This window comes from Pseudoalteromonas sp. Isolate6, from assembly GCF_022398435.1.
In the GTDB taxonomy this organism is placed as follows: domain Bacteria; phylum Pseudomonadota; class Gammaproteobacteria; order Enterobacterales; family Alteromonadaceae; genus Pseudoalteromonas; species Pseudoalteromonas galatheae.
The window spans coordinates 1-11148 of record NZ_JAKEVK010000159.1 but is presented as its reverse complement, the minus strand read 5'-3'; the positions used below and the strand labels follow the sequence as shown (position 1 = coordinate 11148).

Annotated in this window: 10 protein-coding genes and 1 pseudogene; 4 read left to right on the top strand and 7 right to left on the bottom strand. The window is 44.2% G+C overall.

The features are described from left to right. Nucleotides 1-107 precede the first annotated feature (107 nt). The 4 genes from L1D50_RS17390 to L1D50_RS17375 form a co-directional block, all read right to left on the bottom strand. Entirely contained in the window at nt 108-533 is a 426-nt protein-coding gene (locus L1D50_RS17390) for a hypothetical protein (RefSeq protein ID WP_239966494.1), read from the bottom strand. A gap of 29 nt (nt 534-562) precedes the next feature. Beyond that, nucleotides 563-1348: a DNA-binding domain-containing protein gene (locus tag L1D50_RS17385; protein ID WP_128727399.1), complete on the bottom strand. Its 786-nt coding sequence runs from the start codon at nt 1346-1348 to the stop codon at nt 563-565. Then, nucleotides 1341-2171, bottom strand: a complete 831-nt coding sequence (locus tag L1D50_RS17380; RefSeq protein WP_128727398.1) for a DUF692 domain-containing protein — start codon at nt 2169-2171, stop codon at nt 1341-1343. The genes L1D50_RS17385 and L1D50_RS17380 overlap by 8 nt, the downstream gene beginning before the upstream one ends. A gap of 85 nt (nt 2172-2256) precedes the next feature. Further along, the gene (locus L1D50_RS17375) at nt 2257-2706 is read right to left on the bottom strand and encodes a hypothetical protein (RefSeq protein WP_128727397.1); all 450 of its coding nucleotides are present in this window, start codon (nt 2704-2706) and stop codon (nt 2257-2259) included. 159 nt (nt 2707-2865) lie between these two features. Between L1D50_RS17375 and L1D50_RS17370 the strand changes: the two are divergent. Beyond that, nucleotides 2866-3081, top strand: a pseudogene (locus L1D50_RS17370) (hypothetical protein). A gap of 21 nt (nt 3082-3102) precedes the next feature. Here L1D50_RS17370 and L1D50_RS17365 read toward each other — a convergent pair. Further along, a complete protein-coding gene (locus L1D50_RS17365) occupies nt 3103-4095 on the bottom strand; it encodes a helix-turn-helix domain-containing protein (RefSeq protein ID WP_239966493.1) in 993 nt (330 codons plus the stop codon). Next, nucleotides 4095-5003 carry a GGDEF domain-containing protein gene (locus tag L1D50_RS17360; protein ID WP_239966492.1) on the bottom strand — a complete coding sequence of 303 codons (909 nt, stop codon included), beginning with the start codon at nt 5001-5003 and terminating at the stop codon, nt 4095-4097. The genes L1D50_RS17365 and L1D50_RS17360 overlap by 1 nt, the downstream gene beginning before the upstream one ends. 350 nt (nt 5004-5353) lie before the next feature. Here L1D50_RS17360 and L1D50_RS17355 point away from each other — a divergent pair, with 350 nt between their 5' ends. The 3 genes from L1D50_RS17355 (at nt 5354) to L1D50_RS17345 (ending at nt 10429) form a co-directional block, all read left to right on the top strand. Further along, nucleotides 5354-8143, top strand: coding sequence for a TonB-dependent receptor (locus L1D50_RS17355; protein ID WP_239966491.1), 2790 nt, complete (start codon nt 5354-5356; stop codon nt 8141-8143). A 119-nt stretch (nt 8144-8262) separates the two neighbouring features. Continuing rightward, entirely contained in the window at nt 8263-9522 is a 1260-nt protein-coding gene (locus L1D50_RS17350) for a metallophosphoesterase (RefSeq protein ID WP_239966490.1), read from the top strand. Nucleotides 9523-9703: 181 nt separating this feature from the next. Continuing rightward, nucleotides 9704-10429 (top strand): hypothetical protein, encoded by a 726-nt coding sequence (locus tag L1D50_RS17345; protein ID WP_128727392.1) that lies wholly within the window; start codon nt 9704-9706, stop codon nt 10427-10429. Nucleotides 10430-10576: 147 nt separating this feature from the next. On the opposite strand, the gene L1D50_RS17340 is transcribed toward L1D50_RS17345, so the two are convergent. Continuing rightward, nucleotides 10577-11148 (bottom strand): hypothetical protein (locus L1D50_RS17340; RefSeq protein ID WP_239966489.1); only part of this gene is annotated, 572 nt, incomplete at its 5' end.

The following is an 11148-nucleotide window of genomic DNA, read 5'->3' as shown; positions in this document are numbered from 1 at the left end:
CATTTTAGGTTGTGGTGTGGCTCCCCTATGAAGAGGTGGTTCGAGCAAATATAGAGCTAGATAAGCTCCCCCTCTAGAAAAGGTATTAGGGCGAGTAGAGCGCGGCGCTAGTCTAAATCGCTCAACAGTATTTTGATTTCTCCTCTCACTTCGTCGATGTTTTGGACTAACAATGTTACTGATTGAGGCTCTGTCTGAATTGATTGCCAGTTTTCACTCCACGTCATACTCAGCGTGGATGCTTCTAGTTTTATAGCGTCATTAGTCAGGTAGCTAAAGTCATTGAGCAAACCGACTTTAATCCACCCTTTGCGCGGATTACCATTGATCATGTCTTTATCGTAATGAGAAAGATAAATCAGCTGCTCGAGCTCGGCGAGCTCTTTCAGCATTTCGAAGCAAGCGGTACGGATATTATTGTTTCGCTCAGTCTCTTCTAAGCGCCAGATATTGTAAGAAAAGCCAACCAAGGCGAAAGCCATGCTCACTATTAAACTTAACTGATACAGCTTTAACTTTTCTTTGATCTTCATTTTCTGCGCCGATTTGTTGAATATCTTGGTTATATGGCAACTTTAAAGCCACTAAACCATCCCAAGTTAAGCCCTTTTTGTAGCAACTGCATCACCATAGCCGTGCCTTGTGCTAGATCATCACTTTGCTCGGCCGCGTATTCACAGACAAAGCTAAAAGGCAGCGCATTGTTCATGCTTTGTAGACAAGCAAATTCTGCTTCCGTTAACGAGTGATACCCAGTGCGCATATCGCGCTCTCTGGCGAGTATCCAGTAGTTTGGCTTTATCGACACTTCAGGAACTGGTGTACTGTTCTTTAACGCTTGCCAGCTGTCGACCGCATTATGTGTAAATCCCAATAAGTGAACGCTGGGGTGCAGGGTAAACTGCAAGTTTGGAAATTGTGCAGCTGCAATTTTTTGTAGGTGCACCAGTCCCAATTGAGGCGCATCTTCTGCGTCAAAAGCACTGAGTAATGTACGCTCAAATTGTGCAATTTCAGTGAGAATAGGGTAGCGTTTAAATGGCTCAAATTGACTTAAATATTCAGGAAGCGCATCGCCAAACTGGCGCAATGAAGTTGAACGCGAAGGAAAGTGCTCTAGATAGCCCGAAAACATCTCATCAAACAGTGCATCACCTAAATAAAAGCCAAGCATTTCATGATCTTGTTCTAGCACTTTTTTTAATCTGATGTGGTAAGCGTTAGTGTATATTTGCGCACGTTGCGCGACATTTAGGCCGTTTTGATATTCAATTTCAGCCATTAACTGGCTGTCATCGCCTTTTAGCATCGCAATAAAGGCGTGTTGCAGCGCGACGAGATCAGCCATATGTTCTCCAACTGCTAGGGGCTATTCCTTTGGCCAAGTTCAGCTCTTGTAACAATCCAGCGAGTTCAGGAAAATTATCATCACGCTCAATCATGGTGTTAATGGGGGATCTATTTTGGGTGTATTGTCGATATAAACTCCACACCTCTTCACAAATGGGTTGGTCATGAGTATCAACAATATGCGTCCCAAAATCACTATGGCCAGCCAAGTGGATTTGAGCAACCGCTTGTGTTGGTATGGCGTTTAGGTAAGTCATTGGGTCAAATTGATGATTGCGCGAGCTTACATATACATTGTTTATGTCGAGCAATAACTGACATCCGGTACGCTGGTGCAATTCGCTCAAAAACGCCCACTCTGTCAGCTCAGATTGTTTGTAGTTTAAATAACTTGAGACATTCTCGAAGATCATTGGACGCTCAAGGTAGTCTTGTACTTGATTGATTCTTGCGGTGAGATGTATCAGCGCTTCTTCGGTGTAGGGAAGTGGCAATAAATCATGGCTATTAAATTCGCCTAAGCTGCTAAAGCAGAGGTGATCTGACACCCATTCGGGTTCAACCCGTGCGATGGTGCGTTTAAGTTGGGCAAGGTAATTCATATCTAGGGGCGAAGTACTGCCTATCGACATCGATACCCCGTGCATCACAATGGGGTATTGCTCTTTAATCTGCGAGAGGTAATACCAAGGCTTGCCGCCGTCGACAAAGTAATTTTCAGAGATAATCTCAAACCAGTCCACTTGTGGTCGGGTATCGATAATAGAGTCAAAATAACACGTGCGTAGGCCAAGACCAAAGCCCAAAAAGGGTACTGACATAATTGCGCTCTTTTAATGCATAGTGCGCGTTTATCTATCGCAACCAGAATCTTGATAGATAAACACGCGCCGAGGTTAACGCTTATTAGCTTTTCACTTTGCCGCCAATATCAGCACAAGCTTTTGCTGGCATGCTGACAAATCCAGTCCCTTTGCAAGAAGCGTGTCCCGCACAAGCATTACTTGCGGTTTTACAATCGTTATGGCCTCCGCAAACGTTGACATCGTGACAGTGCACAAGGTCGGCCTTTGCGACACTGCCAACCCAGGCGTCTTTTTGATTGCCACCGACATCACTACATGCTTTACTCGGCATCGCAACAAAGCCGGTGCCTTTGCAAGAAGCTTGTCCTGAGCAGGCATTACTCGCTGTTTTACAATCATTATGCCCACCACAAACATTGACATCATAACAATGCACTAAATCTGTTTCAGCTGTCGCAGCTTGTGCACTCGTGGAATTATTCTCTGTACTATTACAACCCACTAAACCCGCAACCATCATCGCCATTGCAGCGCCCGTTAATGCTTTCATGTTTTTAATCCTCTTTGTTATCAATTAACGTGCTTAGCTTCGGCCAAGGGGCTGCTTATCTTTCAAGTTTGTTTTTGCAGCAGTTTGATTGCCATTTATACAAGGCAGAGCCAGCGTAGCATAGTTGTTCTATGTAAGTCTGGCGATAACACAGTAGAAATGGCAATCAAGCGCTGCCCTTCGGGTTCAACTGAGTGTGCTTCGTTCTTTGTTGCTCAACTTTAGCTTAGCCCACTATGCGGCAAGTCGAGCGCCGCGATCAAAACTCACTCAGGAGAACAAAAATCAAACAGCAAAGGTAAGCAGCCCCTGGGATTATCGAAACGCAGTCACGTTATAAAAGACCTAGTAACCGCAAGATCCATTTCAGTGTAGAAGAAAAAATGGGGGATAAAGTTAAATTTTACGAAAATAAGAAGGCGTTAATCCCGTCCAGCGCTTAAATGCACGGCGAAAATTAGTGATGTCGCTAAACTGTAAAGCGGTTGCAATTTGTTCATTGGAATAGCCTTGCTCAGTCACATAAAACATGGCTTGTTGACGATGCAGTCTGTCTTTTTCGTTAATAAAAGTAGTCTGATGCAGCTTGAGTTTGCGTTTAAAAGTTGCAGCGCTCATGCCCATCATTTCGGCGATTTGCTCACTATGATATTTAGGATATTTTAATTGCAAGCGGTGCAGCTGGGCGAGAAACCCACGCTGTGGTGAGGGTAAGGCCTTTAACTGCCGAGCCACTAAATAAGGAAAAGTGCCAATTTGTTGCTGAGCTAAAGCTTGGTTACTCATTACAACGGCAAAATCACTGTGATCAAAGCTGTAAGTTAGATGTATATGGCTTAAGTATTGCGCGACTTGTTTTGGTTTTGTATACGGAAACTGCAATGTCAAGGTGGCTTCTGGGCTGCGCCACTTAAGGTAGCCACAACAAAGGCTTGCCATGGTTTCGCATAAAAATCGCGTGACCGCAGGCTTACCTTCTGCAATGGCGGGTGAAAACAGTAAATGGCAGCTTGTTTCTGTCTGGAGTTTTCTAACGTGGTAAAAAGGCAGTATATCCAAACCTTTAAGCAGAAGTACTTTGAGTAATTGCTGTATGTTGTGGCAATTAAATAGCAGCTCGGCATGGTGACTGATTAGCGTATTAAGTAGGTATTGGCCGTAAATAAAACTGACTTCCTGACAGCTCGCCTGACTGATAAGGTTGCTTACTATTGTTTCAAACTGCTCATAACTAATGAAGGTTGGGTTAGCGTGCAGATCGGTATAAAACAACTTACTGCCTTTCAAAATAATGTCTGCATGTACACCGCGCTGAGAAGCCAGCTCCACTAAGGGGAGTGCAAAATAGCGACTCGCAAGTTGTTTTGTTTGGCACTCAAAATAGGACATTAAGCCGCGGCTTCCTTGGCCTGATTCAGCTCGTTCACAAGCGCTGCTATCAGAGATTCAAATTCGCAGTGTTTGTCATCAACTTCGATACAACTCCATCTCACTGCACTATATTGCGGCTGGTTTTTACCGTCATCATAGTTGGCATGGCGGGCGATAAATTCTGCCGCACGGTTGGCAAAAGCTTGGGCTTGAACATGATTGGTTTGTGGGTGAACGACCACAAATTTATCCGCTGCAAAACGACACAGCAGATCACTCTCACGCATGCTCAAAGAGAGCATATCGGCTATATCGCGCAGTAACTGATTACTTTTTTGCATACCATGCTGGCGAGAATAAGCGGCAAAATTACAAATGTCGAATAGCGTTAAGCAAAATGGGCTAGTGTCATTGGCAAGGCGAGATTGTTCGTGGCGAACTTGATTTTGCATATACTCTACGCTGTAGAGGCCGGTGACAAAGTCGGTCATGCTGTGGTCACGATAAAAACGCTCTTTTTTCATCAGGGTTTGATTGAATATGCTTTGTTCTTTGTACCAGTAATAGGCTGAAATACTCATCAGCACCATGCCAAAGCAAGCAGGGATCGCTTCAAAACTGGTTAAATAATGGGGCGTGAACACCACCATCTCATCTAAAAAATCCCACAACATAGAAACATACATGGCACTTAACCCTGCAAACAGTAGGTTAGTGACGAGCCCTTTTGGTCGAGTGAGCAAGGTCACCGCAATCCAAATCAGTGTCATCAGCGTGAGGCCACCTTCACCAAGGCTATCGAGCCAATTGACGTCCGACAGCGGTCGCAGTACTGAGGTATAGGCCGTGATGGTAATGGCAACTAGTGTGAGTAGCACTAGTAGCAACCACCGCGATTGATGAAGTAAAAAAGGCTGAAGTTTCATGTTTATTGTCTAGTCAAAATGTAGAGCGATATAGTAAAAATTTGCGCTTGGTGCTTATAGGGTCAATTTAGCTCAGTAAAGGCGATGTTTTTATGACAAAAACCGCAACATTTTTGCATAACAGCAGCTAGCAAACCGATTGATATACATAGCTCAGGTTAAGCACCGTTGACAAAACCCTAAAGGCTTGGGGGTCATATCGGCTCAAATTCACACGTTCGGCCGTCATAAACGCCCTGTTATAGGCTGCAGCGCACTCAAGTGAAATAAAAGCGTCACGTTTTCGCATTAGGGTAGCCGCGACGTTTTAGCGGGGCGCTAAAATTCTACTCAACCTGTGCGAGCAAATAATGAAAAAAAACCTACCGACAAGCTTTACGCTTTCTGCTGTTGCTATGATCTGCGCTGGACTGACGTTAAGCTCAGCTGCAAATGCTAACACCCTAACAGGGCAAGTTAGCTCCGTATCGCAAAAGAGCCACTTTCAAGGGGCAAAAGTGGTGATCAAAGAATTAGACCGAACCCTTATCTCTGAGCGAGACGGGCGCTTTACCGCAACCAATCTCCCTGCGGGTAATTATACGCTTGAGATAAGTTATCTTGGGGCTGAAACAGTGACTAAAAGCATCACGATTACTGATAACCAAGTCACTAATGTTCAAGTACAGCTTGGTTCTCAATCGGGCCAAATGGACGATATTATTGTTGTGGGGCAAAGAGCCGGACAAGCAGGAGCACTAAACCGACAAAAAAATGCTCTCTCACTTAAGTCGATCGTCAGCGCGGATTCCATCGGTCAATTGCCGGATCAAAACGCAGCAGAAGCACTGCAACGTCTGCCTGGACTTTCCATTCAACGAGATCAAGGTGAAGGCCGTTTTGTGGCAATCCGTGGGATCGACCCAAATCTCAATAACGTGACCATCAATGGAGCCAACGTGCCTTCTCCTGAAGCGGGCGTGCGCTCAGTGGCGATGGATGTCATCCCAAGTGAGTTAGTGCAAAGCCTAGAGGTGAGCAAAACGGTCACACCAGATATGGATGCATCGGCGGTGGGTGGTAGCATCGAAGTAAAAAGCCTCAGTGCTTTTGACCGAGAAGGGCAGAGCTACAGTGTAACGTTACAAGCTTCACACAATGAGCAGGTGAGCGAAACTAGCCCAAAAGCGTCGTTTAGCTTCACCGATATTTATGCCGCAGGCAAAGAGGTGGAAGTTGGGCTTGCAACGGCGGTATCTTGGTTTGAGCGTGAGTTTGGTTCTCATAATATGGAAACCGATGGCGGCTGGATGGAACTAGAAATGGACGATGTGAACTCAGGAGAAGAAGTGAGCTTCTTTGGTGCTGAGGAAATGGAGCAGCGCCACTATCGTATTACGCGAGAGCGTTTAGGGGCGGCACTGAATCTTGATGTCCATCACAAAGGGTTTAACAAATACTACTTACGCACGCTCTACAGCAAGTTTTCTGACGATGAATTTCGTCAACGCAATGAGTACAAGTTTGACAAAGGCGATGTATTTGCCGATGAGCTAAGCCAAAATGCGGCCTATTTCTCAGGTGCAGGAATGGATAGAGATACCAAAGACAGATATGAAGAGCAAAGCATTTTATCTGTGGTTTTGGGCGGCGAAAACTTAGTGCAGGATTGGTTTATTGAATACAGCATTGGCTACTCGAAATCAGATGAAAGCGAGCCAAATCGCTTGGATACCTCATTTGCTGGAGAAGACTTTGCGCTAGGGTATGTACTGGATGGTAAGACTCCTACGCTTGCAGCGGATGAAGCTTCCCAGCAGCTTAGCAATTTTGAAATCGATGAAATTGTCTGGGAGAACAACCTAAGTGAAGATGAAAATACCAGCTTTAGACTGGATTTAACTAAAGACTTCACTTTACTTGGTCACAATGCGCAAATTAAATTTGGTGGTAAATATGCCGACCGTGAAAAGTTTAACCGCGTTGATGCCAAGCTATATGACGGCGGCTTTGATGACCTAACGGCGAAAGACTTTGCCGCCTATGAGCCTGAGTATGAGCTTGGGGCCTTTGGTCCGGGTTTAAGTCGCGGCCAGATCCGCGACTACTTCTACGGTAATCGCAGTGCCCTTGAGCTAAACTCGCTTGAAACTGACATTGAAACGCAAGGTCGCTCATACACCAGTGAAGAAACCGTCACCGCGCTCTATGCCATGCTGACGGTCGACATTGATAAACTCAATGTTATTGCAGGCTTTAGATACGAAGACACAGATTATGCAACAAGTGGTAATCGTGTTGAACTCATTAATGATGAAGTGAATGACGTTGAACGCGTCGAGATCAACCAATGGCAAGTTGAAGATAGCTACGACCATTTATTACCAAACTTAACATTACGCTATGAAATCAGCGATAAGCTGATCACCCGCTTTGCCTATACACAAACTCTTGCGCGTCCAAGCTTTGAAGATGCAGCAGCATTTCAAATCATAGAAACAGAGACCACAGAAGATGACGGCGAAATTGAAATTGAGCGTAAAGCCGAAGTCGGAAACCCAGACTTAGACCCATACAAGTCAACAAACTATGACGTTTCGGTAGAATATTACCCCGGTGCGATTGGCGTGTTATCTGCGGGTGTTTTTCACAAAAACATCGATAATTTTATTACCAAAGCCGAGGTGCAAGATAACGGTCGGTGGCAAGGCTATAAAGAAGTTATTCAAAGCGTTAATGGCGGCGCCGCTGAATTGACAGGGGTAGAACTTGCATACACGAAGAACTTTAAAAATGGTTTGATGTTCTCAGCTAACGGCACATTTATTGACGCTGATGATAACTTACCAAACCAATCTGACACCGTGGGCAACCTGATGTTTGGTTATGAAAATAGCCAAATAAGCGCAAGGTTAAGTGCGTCGTACAAGAGCAAAAGCTTTTTGTTTGAAGAGAATAAGCAGCGCGTTTTCCAAGACGACCACCTACAACTCGATTTCAGCATGAAGTACTTTTATACCGAGCAAACTCAGCTTTATTTCAACGCGATCAATTTAACCGACGAGCCGATGAGTATTTATCAAGGCGACACTCGTTACAACTACCAATACGAAACCTATGGTCGTTCATTTGAGCTTGGAGTAACGGTAACGTCCTTCTAAGAAAGAAATAAAGGTGGGTGTCCTTGTAAAAGCACCCATCGTATCGAGCTTTGGTATTAACAGAAGGGTATTAGCAGGACACCCATCTTATTTATATGCAGGAGGATGCAGTGGTAACAATGAAAATAACAACAATAGCTTTACTATTCGCGCTCAGTAGCGCAGCGCAAGCCGCAGAAAGTATTAACTTTTTGGCCTTTGGTGATGGCGGCTATCACCCAGATTACCCAAAAACAAAGCACATTAAATCACCTAAAAATAAGGCTGAGTTTATTGCTGCTGAAAAGGCGGATTGGTTAGAAGAACATCGCCCGCTCGAAGAGTTTAATCATGCGCCTATCTATGTTTATCCGGGAACCGAAACCGCAACGGAGGAAACTGGCGCGTTGGTGGTTGGACAGGCAATGGCCTCTTTGTGTGAGAAAAAGCCATGCGACTTTGCTATTCAGCTTGGTGATAACATCTACCCTGACGGTGCGGCCGCTAATGATGGTAAAGATGACCAAAAGCGTATGGATGACTTGATTCTAGGGCCGCTAAAGCCGCTACTTATTCAAAACCCAGAGTTGGTTGTGTACTCAGCATTAGGCAACCACGATTGGAAGACGTCTCGTCGCGGCGTGAAATTACAGACCGAGTGGATGGCTAAGCAAGCTAATTTTCATATGGATGGCAAAGGTTATTACAGCTATACCTTTGGTGAAAAAGGCAATGACGTAGAATTTTTTGTACTCGATACCAATATGTTGCTCTCTGGTCAGCATTATTATGAAATTCCACTAAAACCGGACGGTAGTGAACAGGGATTGGCAAGTGCACTGGCAAGTGGTCAAGCCGAAGTTGAAGACATTGAAAAGCACGAGCAACCTGTCAATGGGGAAGATCACAGGCAATTAGCCTGGCTTGCAAATGGACTTAAAAGCTCAACCGCAAAATGGAAGATTGTATATGGACACCATGTAATTTGGTCGATTGGTGGCACTAAATATGACGAAGCACATGTATTACGCCGCTTGATCTTACCCGAACTATGTGAGTACGCAGATGCATATATTGCAGGCCATGAGCATGATCTGGAACTGTTAACGGACGACTGCTCGCGTGTACTTCCCGGAAATACAAAGCCTAAGTTACCACTTATTATCAGTGGCGCCGCATCAAAAATGCGCGGTACGCATACACCGCTTGCTAACTATCAAGAAAAGCGTTACCCAGAGTACGACCTAGTCTGGAATAAAGCTTTTACTTGGGGCTTTGCACATATCGAACTAGACAACCAAAAAGACATGTTAAATGTGTCGTTTTACTCAACACCAAACGATTTAAGCGGTCAGCTGGTGCCAGAGCAAAGCTTTAGTTTTGCTCACCGCAGTGAGTGAGGAAGATATACCTGATTTTAGATAATAAGTGTAAATATTAGTGTGTTTTAACTTAATAACTGCTCATTGAGCCTATTGGTTACATGAGTAGTTACCTGTCATTTATAACAGTTATATGGACATCCCGTTTTAGGTACATTGTTGTCATCAACTTCATAAATAGCCAACTAAAGGATAAGTAATGAAATTAGCAACAATCGTAGGCTTTACTGCACTTTCAATGTCATATAATGCTCTGGCTTGCACGCCCTCAGGCTCATGGAGCTTTAATGGGCCTCGGCTTGCCCAAGCAGAAAAGAATTATGAGTACACGGTTAAGGTTCCTGCCGCAGATTTTTTTCAACGCGAAAAAATTGAAATTTATGTGAACAAGCAACTTCATGCAACCGAAAAGACCATTCCTATTAAGCAAACTCGTGACTTTACGCTGAACTTCCCATATGAGGGACGTAGCACAATTGAAGTCTACAAAGTTTCTGATTTTAACTGTGGTTCAATCAACGTAGACGTCAGACCTAACGTTAAACAGAATGTAAAAATCAAGAAAACTAAGCTGGGATCAGAAACTTACCCCAACGGTGTATCTGTAACTCGTTGGCGGTTTGATGCGTCTAAGCTGGGGGCGTATGGATACCAGCCAGGGACTGTAGAAATGAAATGGTTTACCCCTGTGCAGACTTTCAGAGATGGTCGCACCGAGGTGACGTATCGATATGCTGGTTCAGGACCTAAACTAGATTTCACTGCTGAAAAGCTAAGAGATAACGAAAGTAACTGGGTGAGGCTTGAGTTCGTGTATAAAGAAAATAATGAACGTATCGCAGAAACTCTAGTTAGTTCATACTATGTTGAAAGTGATGTTTGGTGTGATCCTCATGGTGTTGAATTCTGTCAGATAACACCATAGTAAGCGAGTTTTATCGTAGCTATTCTTAAATGAGTGCAAAAGAGTCGGCAAATCAGATTTTCTGAAGGCGCTCAGGCTCAATGTAGTAAGCCACCGATTTTAGTGGTGGCTTATTGTCCGCTGTTGTTTTAATTACGCTAATTGGTATTACTGCACTTTTTTGTTTTTAGGCCCATATAACATAAAGAATAGCCGGCCCATTAAAAAGATATTTATCAAAGCGATAGAAAGGGCGATTCTATCGTCCTTATCGCCTCTAAAGTTGGACAACAATTCAACGAGGATTAACAGACAAAACAATGTACTAATCAAGTTTATGCCCCAACCAGCGAACTTAGTGGTTTTGACAAGTTGCGTGTAATGGCTAAGTCTACCCATTATTGAGTGATATCCGAAAGTTATGCCTATCGCCATCATCATTAACCCCATTGCCGCAGGATCTCCTCTTCGATTTACGTTATACGCTTCAATGCACAATAACCCTACCGCAGTGATGATAGACAAAATGACAACAGTTCTAATTAAAAACTCAGAAACGGGATTTGGTTCTTTTTTGCTTGAAACTTGAGATCTTGTCATCGTAACTTGCTGTCCGTTACGTGTCACTTTCAGTGCGTGTTGCTGTTGATAGACTTGGCCATATTTGGGGGGCTGGTTTTGTACGTGAGCATCACTGAGTGCGCGAACAGGTGCCCCTTCGTCTAGAATGTGATCAACGC